This window comes from Paenibacillus sp. J31P190 (assembly GCF_059692075.1).
Genome location: NZ_JCAUAS010000001.1, coordinates 461517 through 487104, shown reverse-complemented (window position 1 = coordinate 487104; position 25588 = coordinate 461517). Strand labels below are relative to the sequence as shown.

Here is a 25588-nt window from a genome sequence, read left to right as displayed (position 1 = left end):
CACTTAAAAGACATAGGAGGCACTCTAATGCCAAATGCTCAAATTCGTTCCGTTAAATCTACTGAAGGTGTGAATCGTCCAAAACGCTCATCACGTAAAATGCGCAGAGCGGGGTTATCGCTGCTTGCGGTGCTCCTTCTTGGAGTCATTATTTTCTTACTAGTTCCTTCACCTATCGAACCGGTAAAATGGCTGGCACCGACGGCTCCCTCTTTTCAGGAAGCGGGTCCTTGGAAACAGAACAACAAACTTAGCGCTGCTCAGCTAGTCACAGATGCCCCACAATTTCCGGAATTCATAACATTCGATAAAGATGGCCAGCTATATACAGGGGATTCGGACGGGAAAATTTACAAGGTTCCTTTCGATGCAGAGGGCAATCCGCAAAAGGCCCAAGTGTTTGCAGACACCAAAGGAACGCCTAATGGGCTTAAATTCGATGCAAATGGTAATTTGATCGTTACGGATATCAAGAAGGGACTGCTGTCTATTAACTCATCGGGGAGCATAGAGGTATTGGCCAATCAAGTAGACGGCAAGCCGATCTATTTAGCTAACGAGCTTGATATTGCCCGGGACGGCTCCATTTATTTTTCGGATACCTCGAACTATGGACGTGTGACATTCAGAGAAATTGCCGAGAACAAGCCGCATGGACGCTTGCTGAAGTACGATCCAATGACCAAACAGACGACCGTCCTGTTAGAAGGCCTCTATTTTGCGAACGGGGTTGCCTTGTCTGCGGATGAAGATTTCGTGCTTGTGGCAGAATCGTATCATTATCAGTTGACCAGATACTGGCTCAAGGGTCCAAAGAAAGGGACATCTGATATTTTTGCGGACAATCTCGCAGGCTTTCCAGATAACATTACGCGTGATGAACAGGGTCATTTCTGGGTCGGGATCTTTACGACTCGCCTTTCTTTTGCAGATCAGATGCATCGCAGCCCGTGGTTGGCTGGCATCATGGCCAAAGTACCAGAGTCGCTGCTTAGCGGCGCAAGCGCACCAGCCAAGCATGGGCTTGCTGCGGAGTTTGGTCCACAGGGAGAACTTATCGGAAGCTGGCATGATCCGGAAGGTTCGCTGAATGGCGTAACTACGGCTGCAAACCATAACGGATATTTATATATAGGAACGGCACCTGGAGGCAGTAAAGGCGTTCATCGCGTGCTTTTAACAAAATAATGTTGGAATCCGGGAGGGAACGAATCATTTTATATACTTAGCTACAAATTTAGTGATTAATAGGGATGGCAGAAATAAGGCTACCATAAAAATAATCAGCAATACATTAATAAAAGGCGATATCCCTCCATCGAAAAGGAAAGTATACGTCCACTTAAAACCGGTGAACAACAGAAAATATGTGAATATAAAGAAAATGGTTAATAGGATTTTCCTCATGCTTATTAAGACCGCCTTTTTGTTTGCTGTTTAATTTAAGGCTGTTCTATTTGATAATCAACGGTTTTCTCATTTAAGTACATTTCAATTTTTTCAAAGATAACCTTCCAGTTATTGCTTAGCGCTCTAGCATATGGCTATGCCCATAATTTATCAATCGACATTTTACACTTTCTTAACAATCTTCTGATCATGCCCAAACATAAAAATCCTATAATTAAAAGAGTTATAGGAGGTAAAAGATGAATGAATTCAAACGGAAGATTTCAATACCTGCATATATTGTTTGTATAATGCTATTGTTAGGCATATTTGGCATTTTCTCCAATACGTTGGTGGATCAAGCGGCTGTTGAAGCATCTGATAGATTAGCGGGAAATCAGCAAGAAGAATTACCACCCAAGGAGCTTAAGAAAGTCGTCTGGTGGCATTCAATGAGTGGTGATAACGGAGAAGTAGTGGACAGACTCGTTAACGACTTCAACGCGTCGCATAAGGATTTTCAGGTGGAAGCGGTGTTTCAGGGCTCTTATTACGATACCTTAACAAAGTTGAAAGCATCGATGGACTCGAAAATTGGACCAACGATGATCCAAGTGTACGACATCGGCACCCGATTTATGATTGATTCCAAAGCTATTACACCTGTTCAGAATTTTATCAGTCAAGATAAATACGACACTTCTTTACTTGATGAGGCCATTCTCAACTACTATGTAGTAGAAAATATTCAGTATTCTATGCCTTTTAATACATCGAACCCGATTCTTTATTATAACAAAGACTTGTTCAAGGCTGCGGGGCTTGATCCCGAAAAACCGCCAGTTTTTTATGAAGAACTCGCACAAGCCGCCAAAAAGCTAACAAAGGACGGCCTATGGGGTGCCCACTTTGCTACACACAGCTGGTATATGGAGCAGTTTATTGCTAATCAAGGTGCTGAACTACTGAATAATGGCAACGGTCGCGATGCTCTAGCTACCGCTTGGAAGGTGAATAACGAGGAGGGTGTCAGAGCCCTTACTTGGTGGAAGGGACTCGTTGACAGTAAGGTTGCACGCTACTCTGAACGCAAAAGCGACGATCCGAAAAAAGCGTTTGCCGACGGAAAGGTCGCGATGATCTTCGACACAGCGGCAGCACTGCGTAATATGCTGGATTCGGTTGACGGCAAGTTCGAAGTCGGGACGGGCTTTTTCCCCAAACCAGCCAATGTGCAAGAGGGCGGCGTTGTAGTAGGAGGAGCTAGCAATTGGATTATGAACAACAAGAGTGAGTCCGAACAAAGGGCTGCTTGGGAATTCATCAAGTATCTATCTGAGCCGGAACAGCAGGCATTCTTCCACGTGAATACAGGCTACTTCCCGATTACGAAGAAAGCATATGATCAAGAGATTGTGAAGGAAAATATGAAGAAATTTCCTCAGTTCAAGACGGCAATTGATCAGCTGAATGCTTCAAAGTTGAATAAGGCGACGCAAGGAGGCGTCTTGGGTGTATATCCTGATGCGAGGCAAATCACTGATAATGCCATCGACCAGGTGCTTAGTGGCCAACAATCGCCGCAGAGCGCACTCGATGCAGCAGCCTTAGAAATCAATCGTAAGATCGAAGAATATAACAATTCCTTGAAATAAAAAACGAAAGCCGGGGAATTTCCCTGGCTTTCGTTTTTACTTTCATGAGATTCTATCCACAAGGTTCGTTCTTCGGTATTCCCCTGGGGAAGAACCGGTGCGGTTTTTAAACATCCGGTTGAACGAAGAGATGTTTCGGTATCCGACCTGAATGCCAATTTCCTGTATGTTCAAATCGGTACTGAGCAGCAAATCCTGAGCATTTCTCACACGTGTGTCATGCAAATGCTCCATGAAATTGGCTCCGGTTTTTTCTTTAATATAAGTAGATAAGTAGGATGTGCTTATGTTCAATTGATCAGCAAGCGCATCTAGCGAAAGATCCTCTGCATAATGCCCTTGAACAACGTTAAGAACATGATCGATAATGGGGTCGTCTGCTTCTTTTTTATCACGAATGAATTTGGTGACTGCACGGAAATAGGCTTGAAACGTTACCTTGTACTCTTCTAATGTGCAGCACTCTTCAAGCTGAAGCATAATTGGTTTAAGCTGCCATGTGATACTAGATTCCACTTTATAGTGTTCAAGGATCTTTTGCGCTTTATCCGTTACAGCAAAAGCCAAATGTTTGAACATCTGCACGGATGCTTCCTTTTCTTCGAGCTTCTCCAGCCATGGTAGGAAGAGGTGCAGTGCCTCTAGTTCTTTTCCCGTCTTCAAGACCGTGGTTAGCTCCTGTTCCTGCGTTAATGTCAGTACGTAGATAGAACGCTCCGACCGATATTCGGTGACGATCTGGGTCTCTTCAAGAAGTCTGGCCTGCATAGCCATCTCTTTTACCTGCCGGTAGGCATGTCCGAATTGAACGGAATGTCCGAACCACGAGCTAACGGCGGCTGTTACTAAGCAATAGCGTCGGTCTCGATCCAGAAACTGCTTGAGTTCTTCCAGCATGGCTACGATGGACTCGCGTTCGTTGCCGGGGATGACAGATAGAAATTGATGAGGTTCCATTTGAAACGTAGCAGAATGGGGAAAACGCTCATTCGTAACTAACTTCAGATGCTCACCGATCGCCTGCGAAGCTTGTTCCCGGTTTACTGGCATATCGACAAAAGAGGCTGAGCGGAAGCGAAGCTCATAGAGAATGATGTTGAAGGTTTCCTCGGTTGCATGAATGCTGTGCCATTCGTTTAATTCATGATTGATGTTTTTCAGTTTATTGATGTATTGATAACTTGTTAACACGGATTGCTGCTGCTGCAGTTCTTGCTGAATCTCTTCTTTTTCTTTCAGTAATGTCTGAATTTTATGTCCGATGAGATCAAATTCACGGATTTGGCTGTGAGGCGTCTCCGTTTCATTGGGGGTAGAGAATGATGCAAGCAGCTGCCGAAAAGGCTTGTTAATTTGTTTGCTGAAAAATATAGAGACAACGAAAGCGATTAATAGAGAAGCGGCCAGAAGAACAATCATAATAGTGTCTAACCGAAGGATCTTTGCTGCAAAGTCTGGATTCGAAACCTTCAAGATGTAATGCAGGCCGCTGTCATTTTGATAGTCAATATAATAAATTCCGTCTTTAACGAGATAGTCCCTTTCCATATTTTCAGTCGAATTGGTCGACAATAACTGCTCCGGGAGCTCAGACGAATTATCAGCTGTTTGATAAATGACATCACGGTTCGGTCCTAGAATGGCTAGCTGCAGATTGGGTTGTTCTTTTAGAATCGAGTCTCGCAAACGATCTGCATCTATCATAGCAACCAGCATATTGTCGGTCTGTAAAGGTTTAATAGAATATGGAATCAACGTTTTTGCTTTAGAATTGACTGGCTGGCTTCCAAAGAATGCTGCCGGATGAAGAACAAAATTGCTTGTTCGCTGAAACTGTGTTTGCCAATAAGAAAGCGGATATAAGTCGCTGGCATAGAGGTCAGTAAACAAGTCTTCTTTGGTTCCAGAACCCTCTTTATTTATTGTAAGATCCGTGGATCGAAACAGCAGGATCATATTATCTAAATAAAGTTCGGAATCACTCACAATGCTTTGGATATCCTGTACAATGGGACGGCTGTTAAGTGTCGCGGTATCCTTCTTTAAAATCACTTGGCTGTTAAATGCAATGACATTTTTATCAGTAAATTCTTTAAATAAGACCTCTTTTACTTTATCAAGTTGAAACTGGTAACGCTCAGCCACTTGCTGCAGCATGAGACGATTTTGGCCAATCATCTCACTGCGCAGGTGGCTTTTCACTAGCCAGAATATGAGAAGATTGAAGAAAGCGAAAATAAGTATCAGGATAATAAAGCTTGCAAATATTCTTCGAAACAGCGATCTCCGAGTGGACAGAACGTTCATAAGTCGCAGGCTCCCTCTAGTCGTTACGGTATTTTGTTTCCGGCGAGCTACACGTTTATTGTAGTCTAAAAATTCGATTTAAGGTATGGGCTTTTTTTTGGAAGATAAACAGTTTTTACTTTTTTATGGCTTCACACAAGCTTAACAGACGAATCATAACAATCGTAAAAGACATGAAAAGGTGTAGATAGGCAACCTGAACGGGTTCCCATTATGATGGGCAAGTAGGAACGAAGCCCATGAAAAGGAGGTGCAGACTAGCGGTTAAAAATGGGCAATTGCAAATGAATGATGAGGGGAAAAGGAATGTTGAACATTAGAAAAAGCTTCTTTGCATTAGCTGTGGCAGTTATTGTTTGCATGACCTTAGCCGGGTCGGTATGGGCCCATTTTTCCTCAACCGGATACTCCGATATCAAGGTGGGTTCAGATACGATGCAATACCACCTTTCTTTTTCGGAACATGACCTTCTTCAGTTATTTCCTAATAAAGGGGATGGAGCAGACAAAATAAGCGATAAACAATTGTCTAATTCGCTCGATCTACTAACGAAGCTTGTCAGCGACGGTTTAATTGTTACGGGAGATGGTAAAGTTGGAACAGGGGTCGTTGTTAGCGCTAAGCATGAGAAACGAGCCAGCTTGGATATGATAGGCATCGATATTCACTATAAATTTGTTTCTCCTGTGAAGCGATACCTCGCTCAATATAACTTCTTTTGGTATAACGGGCTCGACAAAGATCACCGTAATTATGCAACCATTCATGTCGGAGGTCAAACAATCGAACAGGTATTGGGAAGTCAAAATTATATTGTCCAGATTCTAGGGCCAGGGTCAGCTGGAGGAGATCTCGGAAAAGCGGCGACGTCTGGGGGTGAGACCTCCTGGTTGAATACACTGCAGGAATATATCCTCATGGGGATGGAGCACATCTGGTCGGGGCTCGATCACATGCTGTTTGTATTCGGACTGCTGCTGGCAGCGGAACAAAAAGTTTGGAAAATTGTTAGGTTGATTTCCGCATTTACAGTTGGCCATTGTATAACGCTCATCTTGTCTTCTCTAGAACTTATGTACCTTTCTCCCAAAATCGTTGAACCGTTGATTGCACTTAGCATTCTATATATTGCGGTTGAGAATATTTGGAGGAAGAAGGAAAGTGGGCGTATGGTCGTCACGATGTTGTTCGGACTTGTGCATGGTTTCGGATTTGCAGAGGTTCTGAGAGGAACCCTATCTGGACAAATGGCGCTGCCTTTATTTTCTTTCAACCTAGGCGTAGAAATTGGACAGCTTGTCGTTGTGGCGGTATTAATTCCGGTGCTCCTATTGATCCGCCGCATTCCATTGAAAATTAATTGGAATTTATATGCTTCAGGGATCGTCGGTGTATTTGGGCTGATCTGGTTGATTGAACGAATCCTCACCCAATAAATAAATATATTTACTATATGATGACGAGAGGGCGTTAAAAAGTTGGTTAAGAAAAGATTAAAACGATTGATTTCAGGTGTAACCGTATTAGGGATGCTGTTCAGCATGCTGACACCTATAGCTAATGCTGTGGACAACGGCACAGTCGTCACCACTGTAGACTATTCGAAGGTACCAAAGCTGTTGATTACGGAGCTTGTTCCGGATTCTGCAAATGTCAGCGGGGCAGATGCTTATGAATTTATTGAGGTGTACAACAATACGAACAAATCAATGGACTTTAAAGACTATAATCTGGTATACCGTTATCCAGGAACTGTAGCGGCTTGGCCCGCTTATAACAACGGCAACCAAAACGGAAGTATTCCGATACCCTCCCAATCTTCAATCGTATTATGGGTTATGAACAGTGCCAATAAGAACCTGAGTGAAGCGGACTTCAACAATAACTACCACACGAATCTGAATGAGAATGGTAATCTTTTCCGTGTTGACGGCGGAGGCGGAATGGTTAATGGTCCTGCTGCCGATAAACCAAGAGACCTTGTCATTCAAGACAAATCCGGCACTGATATCTCGATTGCATCTTATCAAAATGATAATCAAACATTACCCGATAAAGGTATTTTTTATAAATTTCCCACAGATGGAACGAAAAATATGGTCATGTACGGCTCAGGAACGGATCCGATTCCGGCAGCTGCTACCCCAGGAGTCGTAGATTCCATTCAGGTTCCGTCCGTACCGTTGAACTTTTCTCAGTCTCCGGTCATCGACCACATGCCAGTTACCCAGGCGGATCAAAAAAATGATCTTATCGTTCAAGCACAGATCGCCAATACAGAGCAGGAAGAAACGGTTACTGCTGCTGTTTATTATCAAACGGGAACTCAGACCAGTTATGAGTCCGTAGATATGATGGCAACAGGCAACAATCATTATCAAGCTGCGATCCCTAAGTCAAAGCTGAGCGAGAGCCTCTTGAAGTATTACGTCCAGGCCAATGATGGTTTTAATACGGTGAAAACGAACGTCTACAATGTGGATGTCGCCATCGATAATTCAGACTATTCAAAGGTACCTCCGCTTCTAGTTACGGAAGTTGTACCTGATTCTACGAATGTTGGCTCCGCGGACGGATATGAATTTATTGAAATTTATAACAATACGAATCAACCAGTAAATTTTAAGGACTATAAAATGGTCTACCGCTACACGGATTCAGGACCGAGTGCGGATGTTATCTGGCCTGCAGACAAGGAAGACGTTATCATTCCTTCGAAAGGCACACTTGTCTTCTGGATCATCAACAACCAGAATACGAATGCTACCGTTGCTGACTTCAATGCCAACTACAATACCAATCTAATTGAAGGTACGAATCTTGTACGCGTTCACAGTGATGGTATGGCGAATGCCGCTAACCGAGGCCTTGTGATTGCTACTAATACAGGAATTGAAATTTCGTCTGGCTATTACGTATCCGGCGATTCCAAGGCAAACAAGGGGATTTTATATAAATACCCAACTGATGGAAGTAAAACGATGATTAAATACAGTTCGGCACTTGTTACTGCAACACCTGGGACAATGGATCAAATTCAAGTGCCTAATCAGGTTGTGAATACGATCCCCGATTCACTGAATCCTACTGTGGCAGATCTCACCAACCAGACAGAAATCGAGCAGTCGAAAGACCTCGAAATTATCGGTGAAGCCAAAGATGATAAAGAATTGAAAACGGTAGTACTCTATTATAAAACAGACAAACAGTCCAATTATACAAAGCAGTATTTGAAAGAGAGTTTTGCTGATACATTCTACCACTATAAGGTTTATTCTCCAGAACTCATTGGAGGATCCTACTTAGATTATTACTTCGTCGTTTCCGATGGAACGAATGAGGTCACTATGGGAACTAAGAGGATAACAATCGTTGGTGGCTCTGATCACTCGAATTTACGCCTTAATTTGAAAGACGGAGAAATTGTTGCGAAAACTAAGGTTATTAAGGGAACGGGTGAAGGCTTGAGCTCGGATGACCTGAAGCTTGCAATTGATGGGAATGAGTTAACGCAATCAACTTATCACGCCGTTGAACATGATGCTTATTTCGCATTCGATGTAACGGGCGTTAATTACTATTTTAAAAACGGAGTCACTCAGGGGCAGGAAATTCTCTCTATCTTCCAGGACCCGATTAATAGCTACACTACGCTGTCGATTCCTTTTCAAGCTGACCGATTGAAGCAAGGCAGCAATGTGATTTCCATCAGAGCGGGTTCGAAAGCTTCGCCCTTTGACGATCGAGCCGAAGAGAATAAAGATGATTTCGAAGTGAAAAATGTGCGCCTCGTGTTCAACGATGGCACGATTATTTATGATGTTAATCATAACGATCCGGCCAAAGTTATTAAAATGGGCGATAGCGCAGGAAAAAATCCAGTAGTTGATTTTAACTTCGTAATTCCGGATAGCCAGCTGGCATCCAAAGCCTATGCTTGGAACACGGCATTAATAAATGATGGCATTCATCAGGTTTCCTTAAGCAATGTCAACGTGGGTACAGTTACTTCCAATGTGACGGTGGATAACACAGCTCCGGTCATCCAGCCTTCTATTGAAGAAGGAATCATGTATCGCGGTGCCTTCACGTTGGATGCGGCGGTATCCGATGCGCTGGCTGGAGTAGACAAAGTAGAGGCTACCCTGGATGAACAACCCGTCAGTTTACCGAAGGCAACATCATCTGCAGAGCTTCTAGGCGGTGCGCATGTATTTAGCGTAAAGGCAACTGATAAAGTAGGGAATGTCACGAATGTGACGATCAATTTCCAGGTACCGAATGAAATTCCGGGTATGCCGGAACAAATTACGCCGGGTCAAGAAGCAACCGATGTGGATCGCAATGCCGTATTAAGTGTGAAGGTAACGGATCCGATGGATGACGATTTGAGCGTATCCTTCAAGCAAGGATTTAAATATGATGCAGGTACGCAGGAGCAATTCACGGGATACCGCCATGCATCTGACACGGAGCCCCCTAAACAGGAGAAGCCTGAGGGAGAAATGGCCTTTACGAAAGAAGATTACGAGAAAATCAGTGCGCCTGATGGCAATTATCTCGTAGATGATTCCGTTGAGAAATTCCCGTATCAGCGATTTGAGGTTTCTTTGGACGAGTCAATCCAAGGCACAGATAGCGTAGAAATTAACTGGAAAGGAAAGTCATTGGAAGGCCGCAAAGTCACCTTGTACGCATGGAGTCCCGGTAAACAGGTATGGAGTCCTCTGAAGACTACGGTAGCGGGAAGTGGGGATTTTGAGCTTCAAGCCCATGTAACTGCCGGTGATTTTGCCAACAATCATAAGATCCAAGTGATGGTGCAGGATGAAATTGCGGTCACTCAAACGAATAATACGCAAGCAGCTACCGATTACGATTTCTCATTTGTTTGGATGTCAGATACACAGTATTACTCGAAAAGCTTTCCTTACATTTATCAAGATATCGTTAAGTGGATTGCCGATCACAAGGAAGACAATAAAATTAAATATGTCATCCACACTGGTGACATCGTGGATAATGCAGACCAAGAGTACCAATGGATAGAAGCGGATAAAGATATGAAAGTCTTGGAAAACGCGCAGATCCCTTATGGTGTATTGGCTGGTAACCATGACGTAGGTCATCAAAATAATGATTACAGTTACTATGACAAGTGGTTTGGAGAAGATCGTTTTAAGAATCAGCCGACGTACGGCGAATCCTACGATAACAATCGAGGTCATTATGATCTGGTCTCCTCGAACGGTAACGATTTTATCGTCGTTTACATGGGTTGGGGGTATGGTGATAAAGAAATTGATTGGATTAACGAGGTTTTGAAAAAATATCCAAACCGGAAAGCGATCCTGAATTTCCATGAATTTATGCTCGTTTCCAATAACCGCGCACCGATGGCGGACAAAGTTTTCGAACGGGTCATCAAACCAAATAAGAACGTAATTGCCGCCCTTTCTGGCCATTATCACGATGCTGAATTGAAAGTCGATCCGATTGATGATGACGGAGACGGCTTACCCGATCGTAATGTCTATCAAATGCTTGCTGACTACCAAGGGGCTCCAGAAGGTGGACTTGGTTATATCCGACTTATGCAGTTTGATATGACGCATGGAAAAATCAACATGAAGACCTACTCACCGTATTTGAACGACTACAATTACTATGATCCTGCGCAATTCCCGGGTAAAGACGAGTTTTCAATTAATTTGGATTTGCAGCCGGTAACCAAACGTGTTGCTACGGACTATTTCGGAGTGAGCGTCTATACAGCAAACACGATCGGAAGCGTTGATCATGTGAAGAGCGGGCAGCAGGCCTCGGTCGTTTGGCGCAATCTTGCTCCGAACACAGGTTACCAATGGTTTGCTGTAGCAGCAGACGCTTATGGAGGCAAGAAGCAGTCGGATATTTGGAAATTCACAACGGTCAAGGCCGGTCCGGCCGACTTGACAGCACCAGTAACTAAAGCGACCGTAACAGAAGGTTGGACGAAGTCCGATGCAACCGTGACGCTGGTAGCTACGGATAGCCAAAGCGGCGTAGCCAAGACGCTGTACTCTGTGAACGGCGGAGAGTACGTAGAAGGCTCAAGCGTGACGGTGAGTCAAGAAGGCGTAAGCCAAGTGAGCTTCTACTCGGTTGACCAAGCCGGCAACGCTGAGAAGGCTCAGACGGTAGAAGTGAAGATCGACCGTACGGCGCCAGTCATCACAATGAATTTGAATGGTGAGTTTAAGCTCAACACGATGTTAACATTAAGTTATTCGACTAGAGATAATTTGTCGGGCATTGCTACCGATAGTATGACAATTAAGGCACCAGGTGAATCTATAGGCAAACCAATTGCTAATGAAAGTACAATCAAATTGGATAAGCCTGGAGTCTATACAATTACAGTAAACGCAAGCAATGCTGCTGGATTAAGTACTACGATTCAAAAACAATTTGTTGTTTACATTGCGGGCACCATTGAAGTAACGCCAACAGTAATCAAAGGCAATAATGGTGTGTTTACCGTTCGAGTGAATTTACCAGAAGGGTTCAAAAGCGAAGGATTTGATCTTAATACGGCTGATCTTAATGGCGTTAAGGCATTATCAAGCAATAATGGTTATTATAATCAAGCAAAGAACGGACAATTCAAGTTCGAACGCTCCGATTTTACTTGGACAGGACCAAATGAAAACCTTGAATTCCGAGGCTATGTAAATGGATTTTTGGTAATCGGTCAGACCATAGTGAAAGTACAAAAGTAATGTGTAAAGAGGGCTGGCAGGTGAGAAATCACCTGAAGAAGAAGCACTAAAGAAGCAGCAAAGAAAACGAAAGAACTGCTAGAACAGCATGGACAGTATAAGAAGACATAACCAAGCGGCGAAAAATAAGCGCAAAAAATCCCCAAGTTCACCGAATGTGAGCTTGGGGATTTTTGCACTTAACCTGTAAGGAGGAATGAAAAATATATTTGTTTCTTATGAGCGCCGTAGAATCTGATTTTGCGGTGAGTTTAATAACTAGGGTTATCCTACAGGCGTCGAACGAAGTGTCTGAGGGATAACCCTTTTTACATTTAGTTATAACTACTCGATAAAGCAACTGCCTCAGACTCCTTCAAGACCACAGCCTTCTTTCGCTTCTCTCTGCCAAACGAGAAATAGTAAATCGCAAGAATAACCAGTTGAAATACGGCTATAACTAAGCAGATATTGCTAAAAATAAAGCCAGATGAATAGCTGTAAAAGGGGTTCCAGTTTGGTATGCCTTGGGATCCAAGATCAACGATTCTACTGTATACGCCGATCGCAATTCCTTGCGAAATGAAGTTGACCATCGCCAGCATGCCCATCCCAACGCCAACTTGTTCCTTAGGCAGGGTTCTTGAAACCGAATTGGAAATCGCAATGACAATGAAAGATTGCCCGACGTTGCCAAGAATCAGAAAAACAGCAATGAACAGGGGGGATCCTCCGGTAAAAGTGGAGAGTAAAATAAAACAAGCCAGCAGTAGGCTTGAAGCCACATAAACGACAAACGAGTTGCCTTTTAGATCGGCGAGTCTGCCACCTCTACGTCCAAATACGGCGGAAGCAACGGCTGCAGGGACCATTGCGAAGCCGATCCAGACGGATGGCAACTTCTGAATATTTGCTAATAGCAGAGGGCTGAGTACATAGAGCGAGCAGCAAGTGCCGTTGATGAGAAATGAAATGGTCAGTCCGAGTGTGTACTTTTGATTTCGAAAGAGTTTTGGTGCAATAAAGGGCTCCCCAGTCGAGCAAATTCGAGCAATGAATAAGCCTAAAGCGAGTAAGCCGCCTAACAAAAGCCAGATTCCCTTCGTAACACTCAGCAGGAATAAGGCTATTGTGATGGCTAACAGACTCCCGCCAATCCAGTCAAATTTCCCTGTTGTCCCAGGCTGTTCATTTCCTAGATACTTGCGGTAAAAAGGGAGGGTCGCCAAAATAAGCAAGGGTACAGCGAATAGCCAGCGCCAGTGTAACGTGCTTACGATTAAAGCAGCGACAACAGGCCCGAGTGCATTACCGAAAGCCAAGCCTACCGCGGTCATGCCAAGAGCAGCACCTCTGCGTTCCGGAGCGAAATAACGCAAGGGTATGATCATCGCAATTGCCGGAATAACCGCAGCACCGGATGCTTGCAGACATCTGCCGACTAGCGCCATTCCGAATGTTTGTGAGGTCAGCCCGATGAGAGACCCGGCAGTAAATAATAGGAGTCCGAAGGTTACTAAATTTATTAGCTTATAGCGGTCTGCTAGCTTCCCGTATGTGACTGCGCCAATCGCATAGATCAGAATGTAGGCAGAAGAGAGCCAGCTGACTTGGGCAATCGTAAGGGAGAAGTCTTCACTAATCTTGGGCAAAACGATGTTGAACATGATGCCGCTCATCATGGATATCGTCAGGGTGAACATCAAGATACGCATTAATTTGTCGCCGGCTTGCCGCGGTTCTTGGGTTTGGGTAGTCATACGTTACCACATCCTTTTTAAAATTTGACTGTCAGTACTGACTGACATTTGGACTGTTAAAAAACTAGGGTTGTAAGGCCCTAGCAAAAATTTTTACGCTCTCTTGAATAAATGGCTCCAATGAAATGGTGGCGTAGTTCTTATGGCTATAGAGATCGTTCATGAACGCCCCGAAATTCATCATCATAAAGGAGAAGGCGTGCATCTCTGGATTCGTTGGAATCATTTTGCCTTTCTCGGACATTGTGATGAAATAATTCGTTAAGATTTCCAGCAATTGCAGAGGATGCTTATGCGTACGCTCGCGGAATCCGGGCAGTTGACCTTCTTCTTTGAGGCTGATCTGGATCAATTTGCGATTACGATTCATTATCTCATGATAGGTTTTACTAACCAGGAGCAGATCCTCCTCCAGATCCCACACAAGCTTTTCACTAAACAGCTTCTTCATCTCTTCAGCATAATGATAACGGTCAAATGCGGCTTCGAGGAGCTTCTGTTTACTGCCGAATTGGCGAAACAAGGTTTTCTCACTAAGACCTGCTTCCGTGGCAATTTCGAGGGTGGTTACCCCATTGTAGCCTTTAGCCGCGATCAAATTGAGTGCCGCTAAGAGAAGTCTATCACTGCTTCCCAGCTTGCTGCTGTCCATGTTATTATCCCTCTTCCGCAACAATGTCAGTACCCACTGACATAATAATAGGCTGAATATGGAATAAAGTCAATGTATGTATATCCTGTTATAAAATTTTTTCTGAAAAAATTACGCTTCTATCCGCAAGGTCCTCCTGTTTAGCCAAAAAAGCTAATGATCAGTATGCCGATCAAGATAAGAATCGAGCAAATAATTCGCAGTGTGCCTTGTTTTTCTTTGAGCACAACAATGCCCAGAATCGTAGCAAAGACAGTGCCAATCTCACGAATTGGTGAGATATGGGCGACAGGGGCATATTTCATGGCGAACAAAAATAACAAATAGGATCCGGGATTGAGGATCGCACCCAGTAAAATGATCTTGGCGTTCAGCTTCCATTCGACGCGAAGCTGTTTAGAAGCGAGTACAATCGGCGTTAGCGCAGCCATGAATCCGATATTCGTAACCTCCAATAAAGAGATAGCTGAGACATGCTGAAGGTTGATGCGATCAACAAAAACGTAGCATGTCGTACATAGGCCGACACTAAGGGCCATAAGGAACGGTTTAACAGTTCCGGCGGAGGCCTTATTACGGGTGAAAATACCGCTAAGCCAAATGAAACCAAAGACCATGCAGAGCAGGCCTATCCAACCATAAATTGATAAGGATTCACGAAGGAACAAGACGCTGCCAATGGGAATGAAGAGCGTGCTGGTGCCTCGCATAATCGGATACACCTGGGAGAGGTCGCCCATATTGTAAGTGCGTGCCAACAACAGGGAGTAGACGCTTTGCAAACATGCAGATAAAAGTAAGAATCCGTAGGCTTTTAGAGATAAGGGAGTAAGCCACAGCTCTCTGATTAAGTAAGGAAGAAGTCCGATTGTGGTTACCATCATGATGGACCATAGAAAGACGCTTTTATTCTGGCTTCTTTTGGTGAACAAGCTCCAGACCGCGTGCGTAAGACCTGAAGCTACGACTAGTAAAATTGAAACGATAAACAAGCGATCATCTCCAAACCTTGAGAGAAGTTAAACGTTGGGGTTGTGTTCGGGTTGATCCTTGATTACCGTTCCGTCAGCCAGTCGCAGCCAGGATTCGAAAGAACGATCGCCTTCGCGGAGTCGAATCATCCTGGCACCGCGAGGGAAGCCGTCTTTGCCATAGGTATTGTAGCCTGTTGCTCTTCCGTAACAGAGACGTACTCCGTGAAGCTCGCCCCAATAATCGTTGACGTGGTCGTGGCCGCAGAAGGTTCCGATGACATCGCCCATTTCTACCATGGCTGTAAATAGTCCTGAGTTAACGGGGGAGCAGCAGACATTCTCAAACTTGTTGCCATAGCACGTCTCATTCTCCCAAACTTGTTTATATTCCGGAAGCGGAATGTGAAAGAAAGCCAAGGCTGGGTATGCCTGCGCCCCTATGCTCGATTGGAGCTTACGAGATTCCTCCCTGTACCAGTCGATCTGATTGCTGCGAATCCAATCATAACCTTGGATATGCGGCAGCGGAGAGCGATCCCCGGAATCAAAGAAGTACAAAGCGGCAGCAGTCCGATCATCGGAGCCCGAAATGGACAACGTATAGTTGCCGACACCGTTAATTTCTTCTGGTCCTCGCTGGGTAACGGTATGGGAATGCTCCAGCACAGTATGCATGAGCTCTTCTCTAGTGATGGTAGTTTCTGTATCGTGGTTTCCGAACACAACTGCCCATGGAATACCGCGAGATTCGGCCGTGTGAACGGCATCGCGAAACGCTTGGTGCGGATGCTTGCAAACAGGTTCACCGGATGCCCCTGTATAAATGACGTCGCCTGTAAATACGACAAGGTCAGGATGCTCGGCGTCTAGCACTTCTTCCATTAGACGACGTGTTTGCTGATCCTCATCCCCACCATTTTCCCAATGTAAATCGGTGAACTGGGCAATCGTAAAAGTCCGATCTTCGCGAAAGGCAAGCTGATGCTGCACGATATTGTCCCCCTATAAGTTGTATTTTTGTAGTAATCATGTTGTTTCTTTATTAAATATTGTTGTTTGTTGGCTATTGTATCTCTGGTTTGCTATACTGTCAATGAAGAATTTTGTTAATAAAATGAGTGAATGAAAGAATGAAATCGCTTCCGAGAGTATGGATCGTGGGGACGGTTTTTTTCACAAAAAAGAGCGATTAGGCAAAAAATGCCGATATACTGTAGGGAGTAACAACCGTATCTTTATAATCAATCAACATATTAATTGTAAGTAAGAGGAGACTACATAATGACTGATAAAAAGGTTGAGTTACGGTGCTTGAATTCTTTGGCTAAAGTAATTGCTCATCATGAACTCGATTCCCGTTATTTCCTTGAACGAGCAACAACATTCAGCAATGAGATTTTCTCTTTTCAGGTAGCCTATCGATCGGAGCAGCTTGTCAAAGGGATACGAGTCACAATCGAATCACTACTTTCCGATTCAATTACGGTGCGAAAAGTTGGTTTAGTGCCAAGTGAATTAGCATGCTATGGCGATCATGATGATGATGTAATCAGTGATCAACCTGGGCTGTATCCCGATCCGTTGATGCCATTGGATATCAATGGTGAGGTCGCTTTACCTGGGAGCTGGAGCTCTCTATGGATAACGGTGGAGCTCAAAAATCAACATTCAGAGGGTGTGTATCCAATTGATGTGATTTTGTTATCTGCTGATGGCAATCGGATGGGCTCAGAACGTATCGATTTACAAGTACTAAGCGGTTCTTTGCCCAAGCAAAGGTTGATTCGAACCGAATGGTTTCATACGGATTGTTTGGCCAATCATTACAATGTGAATGTCTTCAGCGAAGAGCATTGGACACTTATTGAGCAATATGTTCAAACTGCGGTCAAACAAGGGATCAATATGATTTTAACGCCATTATTCACCCCGCCATTGGATACAGAAGTTGGCGGTGAGCGCACTACTGTGCAGTTGGTAGAAGTAGAGCATGATGAGAATGGGTACCGATTTGATTTTCGCTTACTGGAGAGATGGATAGCACTTGGTGAACGCTGCGGGGTTGAATATTATGAGTTTTCTCATTTATTTACGCAATGGGGGGCACAGTTTGCACCGAAAATCATGGCTGCGGAAAAGGGGCAGCTGAAGCGAATATTTGGTTGGGAAACAGACGCATCTGGAGAAGAATATGGTAGGTTCCTAGAGGCGCTTTTACCAGAGTTGGATCGGTTTATCAAAAAGCAGGGCATTCAGGAACGCGTATTTTTCCACGTTTCGGACGAACCGACCTTGGACAATTTGGAATCATATCGAGCAGCAAGTGCTCGGTTGAGCCAGTTGCTTCAAGGCTATCCTACGTTCGATGCGCTTTCGGACTATGAATTTTACGCGCACGGCCTTGTGAACACACCAGTGGTTGCCAACAATCATATCGATTCATTTATTAGCCATGGCGTGGAAAACCTTTGGACTTATTATTGCTGTGCGCAGTACAAAAAAGTATCAAATCGATTTTTTGCCTTTCCTTCGGAGAGAAATCGGATCATTGGATTCCAGTTATATAAATTTAATATACGAGGATTTTTACACTGGGGGTATAACTTCTGGTATTCGCAATATGCGCGTAAAATGGTGAATCCATTCGTCCAAACGGATGCAGATCGAGCTTTTCCATCTGGAGATGCCTTTCTTGTATATCCAGGAGAAACGGGACCTATCGAATCTATTCGAATGGTTGTATTTTATGAAGCTTTGCAAGATGTGAGGGCGCTTGAAAGGTTAGAAGGTTTGATTGGCCGCGAGAAAACGATTGCTATGATGGAAGAAGATCTTGCTGTGCCATTAACATTCAGCGAATATCCGCATGAGCCCGACTGGATTATTAAGAAACGTGAGCAGATCAATCAACTTATAGCATCGCTGGCTTAAGGATGAAGCCTATCCGTTGACATCGTAAGCGCCACCTTATAAACTGGATGAAAACAACAGGAAACATCACCATGTGGATATCATCGGTCAATAGCTGATGCTTACGATGCCAGTTTTCCTTACGGAAAACCCTTAGGAGGCCATTATGTCATTAACATACGAAGACCGCAGGATGACCATCCTGAACCATTTGGAGATGGAAGGGAAAGTGCAGGTGCATCACCTGTCTGAGATGCTGAATGTCTCGACAGAAACGGTGCGGCGGGACTTAGATCGGCTAGAGAAGGAAGGCAAGCTTCGCAAAGTGTACGGAGGCGCTGTCAAAATGCGCATGGAGCTTGTTGAGCCTCCCTTTCTCAAGCGGACCCAAATGATGAAGTCAGAGAAAACAGCGATCGGCAAGCTGGCTGCCTCTTTAGTCCAAGACGGCGAAACGATCATGCTGGATAACGGCACGACGACGATTGAGATTTTGCCTTACCTGAAGGATCGTACGAGTGTAACCTTGATCACCCATTCTGTTCCGATTCTCAATCTGGCCATGGAAACGTTCCGGGGAAGAATTATCTTCGCAGGCGGGGAAATGAACGTCGAGTATCAAGCCGCGACAGGCTCCCTGACAGATCAAATGCTGGATCAATTTAAAGTGAACAAAGCGTTTATTTCCGTTGGAGGCATCTCACTCGCGGACGGCATTACTGACTTTCATTTGGCTGAAGCCATCATTTCCCGAAAAATGATGCAGCGAGCCGAGGAATCTATTCTGGTAGCAGATCATTCCAAATTCGGTATGTCTACGTTCGCCAAAGTGTCAAAGCTCGAGGAAATCTCGATGCTCATTACCGATCCGGGCTGCTCGAAGGAATGGATCGATAAGATTGAGGCGCTTGGCATTGAAGTGCTGATCAGCGACTAATAGGAAAATCGCCACCAAACCGGCTCTCATAGCGGCGAAAGGGCGGTTTTTTCTTTGCAAATAAGGGCATTCTCAAAAAATGAGGATGGTACAAAAAGAAGCGACGTCAATTCCTAAGAAAACAATACGATTGAATAATCGACGATATACGACATGGTTAAGCGTGAGATATGCTTCTTTCACAGGGCTAATCCGCTTCACGGCGTTAGAGCCGGACTACGAGATAAGGGGAGTGTTACCATGAAAAGAAGACCTCAATTAAAAGTACTGCCGTTCGCGGCAACCATTCTTGCATTAACGCTTGCAACCGCTTGCGGAAACGCTGGATCTACAAAGGATGCTGCTAAGGACAGCACAGCGCCAGCCGCAACTGCTGATTCTAAAGAACCTGTGAAGGTGACATTATGGACACCAATGAATCCGAATGCGAAAGCAGTCGTCAAAAGCTTGAACGAGCTGTCTATGGTAAAAGAGTGGGCCAAGAAAACAAACGTAACGTTTGACTTCCAACATTCTTCAGGAAACACACCGCAAGATGATGTTCAGCAATACGGTGTCATGGTTGCTTCTAATAATTTGCCGGATTCGATGCTGTGGAATTGGAACAGCGTGCAGGGCGGAACCTCCAAAATGTTCAAAGACGGCACGATTATTAAACTGAATGATTTAATAGAAAAGAATGCTCCGAATTTGAAGAAAATTATGGACGCTAACCCTCAGATCGCCAAACAGATCAAGGCGGATAACGGTGACATTTACGCAATGCCTCATCTGAAGGTAGGACAATACGGTCAATACAAAACATTCAGCGGCATGGTCATTCGGCAGGATTGGCTGGATGAGCTCGGACTGAAATCGCCTGAAACGATGGATGAGTGGGAAACGGTGCTCAAAGCGTTCAAAGAGAAGAAAGGCGCTATTCCATTCACATTGAACAAATCCTATCCGATGTCATTTGCTGACTTCGCAGGCGCATACGGTGTTGCGGGCATGTCGACGATTGCCAATGCGAACAGCTTCTATATCGATAATGGCAAAGTGAAATTCGGACCTACACAGCCAGAGTTCAAACAATATTTGACGACGATGCAAAAATGGTACAAGGAAGGTCTGATCGATCCAGACTTCGCTTCCAATGACACCAAAACGATGGATGCGAAAGTAACTTCCGGTAAAGCGGGAGCGTTCTACGGTTTCATCGGCGGAAGCATCGGTACGTATACACCGGCGCTGCAGAAAACAGACCCGAAAGCGAAGCTTTCTGCTGTCCAATATCCGGTTTTGAAAAAGGGCGACGAGCCTAAATTTGTGCAAGCGTCATGGGAATACGACAACATTGGAACAGTTATTACGAGTGCAAACAAGCATGCGGCAGAAACGGTAAAAGCCTTGGACTATCTGTATAGCGAAGAAGGCGCAATGCTCAAAAATTTCGGTATCGATGGTCAAACGTACACGAAAGTAGACGGTCAACCGAAGTACACGGACCTGATTTTGAAAAATCCGGACAATCTGCCAATCAGTCAAGCGATGGCTAAATATTTTATCGCCAACTACGGCTTCTCCGGTTTGGATGATGACCGTTACAACGATCAGTATTATCAATTACCTGCACAAAAAGATGCTGTAAAACTATACGCTAAGTATGCGAATAATGCCTATAAAGTGATTCTGCCGCCAGTGGTTTTGTCTACGGATGAAGCGAAGGAGTCAGCGAAAATTTTGAACGATGTGAGTACGCTATTGACGGAGCAAATTACCAAAATTGTAATGGGTGCCGCAAAAGTTGAAGATTACGATAAAACGGTAGAGCAAGTGAAAAAGATGAATATGGACCGTGCTGTGGAGATCTACCAAGCGGCAACAGATCGTTACAACAAACGCTAAAAAGCTCGAGGGGAGCCAGCCTCCCCTTTTTCATCACACGTATAAGGAAGTGAGAGAACATGGCCCATTCCATTCGGGTTTTACTAGATGACATAAGAAAAAATCGCGCGATCTACCTGATGGTCCTGCCGGTTGTGCTGTACTTCTTCATTTTTAAATATTTCCCGATGTATGGCGCCGTTATCGCCTTCAAGGATTTTAGTCCTGCGAAAGGCATTTGGGGCAGCGATTGGGTAGGCTTTCAACATTTCAAAGATTTCTTTCAAAGCTATTATTTTATCCGCGTGCTGCGCAATACGTTTCTGATCAGCTTTTATAATTTGATATTCGGTTTCCCAGCACCGATTATTCTTGCGATCCTTTTGAATGAGCTTCGCCAGAAGCTTTTTAAATCGATTGTGCAGACGGTTTCCTACTTGCCGCATTTCATTTCGATTGTGGTCATTTCAGGGTTAATTATTGACTTCACGAACCGCGGAGGGATTGTAAACTCTATCATTATGTTCTTTGGCGGGCAAGATTCTGCCCTTATGAATAATGCAGAGAATTTCCGTACCATTTTCGTCAGCACGTCTGTTTGGCAAGAACTCGGTTGGTCATCCATCATTTATTTGGCCGCGCTTAGCGGGATCAACCCCGAGTTGTACGAAGCTGTTCGCGTTGATGGGGCAGGAAGGTTCCGCCAAATCTGGAGTGTAACGCTTCCCGGTCTCATTCCAACAATTATGATTTTACTCATTCTTCGAATTGGCGGATTGATGGAGGTCGGCTTCGAGAAGGTCGTTCTGCTATATAACCCAAATACGTACGAAACGGCGGATGTGATTTCGTCCTTTGTTTATCGTGAAGGGCTGGCACAAGGGAATGATTATAGCTATACAACGGCCGTTGGGCTATTTCAATCCATGATCAACTTCGTTTTACTTATTAGCGCTAACAGCTTATCCCGCCGATTCTCGGGCAGCCGGTTGTGGTAGGAGGAACTAAATATGAAATTAAGCGCAACTGAGCGTCTATTCGATATCGGTAATGCAATTCTGATGATATTGCTTATCGTCTGTACGTTGTACCCTTTCTACTATGTGTTCATGGCTTCCATCAGCGATTCCAATTTGCTAATCCAGCATTCGGGCTTGTTGTTGAAACCGCTGGGGTTTAACCTCGACGCTTTTCAGAAAGTGATTGCGAATCCAAACATTTTGACGGGATATGGGAATACATTGCTCATCCTGATTCTGGGCACAGCGGTAAATCTGTTTTTTACTACGCTTGGGGCTTACGCATTGTCCAGAAAGTTTGTGATGCGGAAGTTCTTGATGATCTGCATCGTGTTCACGATGTATTTCAGCGGCGGATTGATTCCGACTTATTTGTTAATCAACAACTATCTGCACATGGGGAATAGTTACCTTGCCCTCATCTTGCCCGTGGCGATAAGCACGTGGAACTTGATTATTATGCGAACTTCGTTCGAAGCGATCCCTGAGGGCTTGATGGAATCCGCAAAGATTGATGGCGCAGGTGAATGGCGCATTTTGTTCCAGATTGTAGTGCCGCTGTCCATGCCTGTTATTGCCGTTATGGTGCTCTATTATGGTGTAGCTCACTGGAATTCCTGGTTTAATGCGATGCTGTTCCTTCACGATCGGGAGATGTTCCCGCTGCAGCTGATTCTTCGAGAAATTCTGGTGCAAAACAGCACGGATTCGATGACCACTGGAACGGGGAATGCGAACGACACGCAAGCGATTGGGGAAAGTATTAAATACGCAACGATCATGGTGGCTACATTGCCGATTCTGATTGCCTATCCTTTTTTACAGAAATATTTTGTGAAAGGTGTTATGGTCGGCGCGCTCAAAGAATAACGACCAGGCCTGTTCTCTTCTTGGATCTTCAAAAAGAGGGCGGGATATTTGGTTTTTTCCACTTTCTGTGAGGGAATCACTAAAAATGATGATGATACAAAAATCGTAGATGTACTTGCGCTGTTGAAGATGGGATAATACTGCATACAGCATGAGTAAGGGAGGACTTCTTTGTGAAGCGGAGCGTATTTTTATTTTGGCTTTACTCGAACTTAACCATTCTATGTATTCCCATCGTCATCACGATGTTGGTCCTTTTTCAGTCGCAGCATTTATTGAACTCAGAGGTCGTTCGATCCAACAAAGCGCTGCTTAACCAGGTGAAGCAATCGCTGGACAATCAGTTCAAAGATATTAAGCGGATGGGTCTCCAGCTTTCCCTCGATCCTAAAGTCATTAAGTATGTTAATCAAGCTGATTTTAACACTTCGCAAGTCAAGATCGATACACTGGATCTGATCACTTCGCTTCGTTCGTATGCCGCCTCGAATGGGGATATTAACGATTTATATGTATATATGAAAAAAGGGCATTTCGGGGTTACGACCTCGACAATGAATCAAGATGAGCTCCTTTTCCAATTGCTCCATGCAGGAAATAAAGGCATCACCATGAAGCAGTGGAGCGACAGTATGGAGAAAATCTACTATGGAAATTTCCTTCAATTCGCTGACGATGACATGGTGTACATGCAGTCACTGCCGATTCAAAATGCCAGCGAAGCGCCGGCAACACTTGTCGTCATGCTGAACGCAGAGCGTTTGAAAGCAGCCATCTCAAATATCCAGATTGCCCAAGCAGGCAGTGTGTTGATACTCGATTCCACCAATAAGCTGCTGATGACTGCTGGCGATTCGGATCATGTATCCGATATTGATTTCGAGCAGATTCGCTCAGCGGAAGGCTCATTTAGTCAAAAATGGGGCAAGGAAGAGGTAACGGTTTCTTACGTTTCTTCGGTTGAAAATGAATGGAAGTATGTGTCCATCGTTCCTACGAAAATTTATTCAGCGAAAGTAAGTCAATTGCGCAGCTGGATTTATGCGGGCTTATTTATGTGTGTTTTTGTCGGTGGTCCGATGTCCATTTGGCTGACGCGAAGACATTATATGCCGATCCGCCGCATGGTGGATTTGGTTTCTCCGAAGGTGAAGTCCAATATCGAAGGGATTGGGAATGAATTCTCCCTGCTCCAGTCCTTCATGTCCGAAAATGAAGCTTTGCAGGTTACGGCAAACCGAACAATTCAGAAGCAGCAAGACGTGCTGCGCAGCCATTTTCTGGCACGGCTGCTTAAAGGCAGAGTCGAGAGCGGTTCTGCACTCGCGCAATCGATGGAATCGTTTGACCTGCGGTTCGAGACGAACCGTTTTGCCGTCCTATTATTTCATATCGGCGATTATGAAGCTTTGTTTGCTGATAGCGGGTCACGTGATGCAGAGTCCAAATTGCAGTATGTTTATTATATTGTGACGAACATTACGGAAGAGCTGATTGGCCGAAAACATACGGTTTTCACGACCGAGGTGGACGGTATGATCGCTTTTCTAGTTAATATTCAGAATGACGATGAAGTTCGGACGAAGCAGGAATTGATTGAGATTGCGCAAGAGGCGCAGACGATTATTCAGGGGAAATTTTATATTCAGCTGACGATAGGAATCAGTGATATTCATCCTCTTTTGACCGGCATACCCCATGGGTTCGATGAGGCGCTGGAGGCGCTTGAATATAAATTCGTCATTGGTCCGAGCCAAATTATACCTTTTGATCGGATCAAACGACCAAAGAACGAGCTGTATTATCCGCTGGATATGGAGCGGCAGCTGATTAATCATATTCGAACCGGGCAGTACGAGGAGGCCATGGAGGCCGTCAGTGAACTGATCGTAACGAATGTGTCGGATGGCACGTTGTCGCTGCAGCTTGGAAAGCTTCTTATGTTTGAATTGATCGGCACGATCTTGAAAGCTATCGAGCATCTCGATCAGGGTCCTAATGAACTTGCGGTAGAGAAGCATGCGCTCATTAAACAATTGACCCAGTGCGAGTCCTTTGTGGAAATTGAAGATGAGATTTATAAGTTTTTGAAAACCGTCTGTGACTATGTCGATTCCAAGAAGAAAAGTCATAATACGAATCTGAAGGATCAAGTGCTGAGTTATATTGATGAGCATTTGGCGGATATGGATTTGAGCTTGACCTCGCTGTCTCTGAAGTTTGAAGTGAATGCGCCGTATTTATCGCGGTTCATCAAGGAGCAGTCTGGGGAAACATTTATTGATTACGTTAATAAACAGCGTGTCCAGCTGGCTAAGCAGTTGATGACGGAGAACGATGATACGATTACGGATATTACACAAAAGGTCGGCTTCTCGAACAGTAATACCTTCATAAGAGTGTTTAAGCGCTATGAGGGGATTACACCGGGGCAGTTCAGGAAAGGTGAATAATGCTGGAAAGAGGCAAGAATAAGGCAAGAATTAAAGTGCCATTTTGTGTGCTGTG

General features: G+C 44.4%; 15 protein-coding genes. 10 read left to right on the top strand and 5 right to left on the bottom strand.

Going from position 1 to position 25588, the window contains the following annotated elements; all coding sequences use genetic code 11:
• Nucleotides 1-27 precede the first annotated feature (27 nt).
• A complete protein-coding gene (locus AC58U0_RS02025; RefSeq protein ID WP_497377365.1) occupies nucleotides 28-1188 on the top strand; it encodes an SMP-30/gluconolactonase/LRE family protein in 1161 nt (386 codons plus the stop codon).
• A 461-nt stretch (nucleotides 1189-1649) separates the two neighbouring features.
• Nucleotides 1650-3044, top strand: coding sequence for an ABC transporter substrate-binding protein (locus tag AC58U0_RS02020; RefSeq protein WP_497377364.1), 1395 nt, complete (start codon nucleotides 1650-1652; stop codon nucleotides 3042-3044).
• Nucleotides 3045-3086: 42 nt separating this feature from the next.
• On the opposite strand, the gene AC58U0_RS02015 is transcribed toward AC58U0_RS02020, so the two are convergent.
• Nucleotides 3087-5351 (bottom strand): helix-turn-helix transcriptional regulator, encoded by a 2265-nt coding sequence (locus AC58U0_RS02015; protein ID WP_497377363.1) that lies wholly within the window; start codon nucleotides 5349-5351, stop codon nucleotides 3087-3089.
• Between the two features lie 306 nt (nucleotides 5352-5657).
• Between AC58U0_RS02015 and AC58U0_RS02010 the strand changes: the two genes are divergently transcribed.
• The gene (locus AC58U0_RS02010; RefSeq protein ID WP_497377362.1) at nucleotides 5658-6788 is read left to right on the top strand and encodes a HupE/UreJ family protein; all 1131 of its coding nucleotides are present in this window, start codon (nucleotides 5658-5660) and stop codon (nucleotides 6786-6788) included.
• A gap of 42 nt (nucleotides 6789-6830) precedes the next feature.
• Nucleotides 6831-12113 (top strand): OmpL47-type beta-barrel domain-containing protein, encoded by a 5283-nt coding sequence (locus AC58U0_RS02005; protein WP_497377360.1) that lies wholly within the window; start codon nucleotides 6831-6833, stop codon nucleotides 12111-12113.
• Nucleotides 12114-12427: 314 nt separating this feature from the next.
• Here AC58U0_RS02005 and AC58U0_RS02000 read toward each other — a convergent pair whose 3' ends face one another.
• The 4 genes from AC58U0_RS02000 to AC58U0_RS01985 all read right to left on the bottom strand — a co-directional run bounded on the left by AC58U0_RS02000 (nucleotide 12428) and on the right by AC58U0_RS01985 (nucleotide 16468).
• Nucleotides 12428-13852, bottom strand: a complete 1425-nt coding sequence (locus tag AC58U0_RS02000; RefSeq protein ID WP_497377358.1) for an MFS transporter — start codon at nucleotides 13850-13852, stop codon at nucleotides 12428-12430.
• A gap of 64 nt (nucleotides 13853-13916) precedes the next feature.
• Nucleotides 13917-14504 carry a TetR/AcrR family transcriptional regulator gene (locus AC58U0_RS01995; protein ID WP_497377357.1) on the bottom strand — a complete coding sequence of 196 codons (588 nt, stop codon included), beginning with the start codon at nucleotides 14502-14504 and terminating at the stop codon, nucleotides 13917-13919.
• A gap of 140 nt (nucleotides 14505-14644) precedes the next feature.
• Complete coding sequence (locus AC58U0_RS01990; RefSeq protein ID WP_057304122.1) at nucleotides 14645-15496, bottom strand: EamA family transporter; 852 nt, start codon at nucleotides 15494-15496, stop codon at nucleotides 14645-14647.
• Nucleotides 15497-15523: 27 nt separating this feature from the next.
• Nucleotides 15524-16468, bottom strand: a complete 945-nt coding sequence (locus AC58U0_RS01985) for a metallophosphoesterase family protein (RefSeq protein ID WP_497377356.1) — start codon at nucleotides 16466-16468, stop codon at nucleotides 15524-15526.
• Between the two features lie 291 nt (nucleotides 16469-16759).
• Here AC58U0_RS01985 and AC58U0_RS01980 point away from each other — a divergent pair, with 291 nt between their 5' ends.
• The 6 genes from AC58U0_RS01980 to AC58U0_RS01955 all read left to right on the top strand — a co-directional run bounded on the left by AC58U0_RS01980 (nucleotide 16760) and on the right by AC58U0_RS01955 (nucleotide 25533).
• On the top strand, nucleotides 16760-18409 hold the full coding sequence (locus AC58U0_RS01980) for a DUF4091 domain-containing protein (protein WP_497377354.1): 1650 nt from the start codon (nucleotides 16760-16762) through the stop codon (nucleotides 18407-18409).
• Between the two features lie 145 nt (nucleotides 18410-18554).
• Nucleotides 18555-19325 (top strand): DeoR/GlpR family DNA-binding transcription regulator, encoded by a 771-nt coding sequence (locus tag AC58U0_RS01975; RefSeq protein ID WP_497377353.1) that lies wholly within the window; start codon nucleotides 18555-18557, stop codon nucleotides 19323-19325.
• 240 nt (nucleotides 19326-19565) lie between these two features.
• Nucleotides 19566-21212 carry a type 2 periplasmic-binding domain-containing protein gene (locus AC58U0_RS01970; RefSeq protein WP_497377352.1) on the top strand — a complete coding sequence of 549 codons (1647 nt, stop codon included), beginning with the start codon at nucleotides 19566-19568 and terminating at the stop codon, nucleotides 21210-21212.
• Between the two features lie 59 nt (nucleotides 21213-21271).
• Nucleotides 21272-22189 (top strand): ABC transporter permease, encoded by a 918-nt coding sequence (locus AC58U0_RS01965; RefSeq protein ID WP_497377351.1) that lies wholly within the window; start codon nucleotides 21272-21274, stop codon nucleotides 22187-22189.
• 12 nt (nucleotides 22190-22201) lie between these two features.
• The gene (locus tag AC58U0_RS01960; protein WP_216628071.1) at nucleotides 22202-23080 is read left to right on the top strand and encodes a carbohydrate ABC transporter permease; all 879 of its coding nucleotides are present in this window, start codon (nucleotides 22202-22204) and stop codon (nucleotides 23078-23080) included.
• 173 nt (nucleotides 23081-23253) lie between these two features.
• Nucleotides 23254-25533 carry a helix-turn-helix domain-containing protein gene (locus AC58U0_RS01955; RefSeq protein WP_497377350.1) on the top strand — a complete coding sequence of 760 codons (2280 nt, stop codon included), beginning with the start codon at nucleotides 23254-23256 and terminating at the stop codon, nucleotides 25531-25533.
• Nucleotides 25534-25588: the final 55 nt, after the last annotated feature.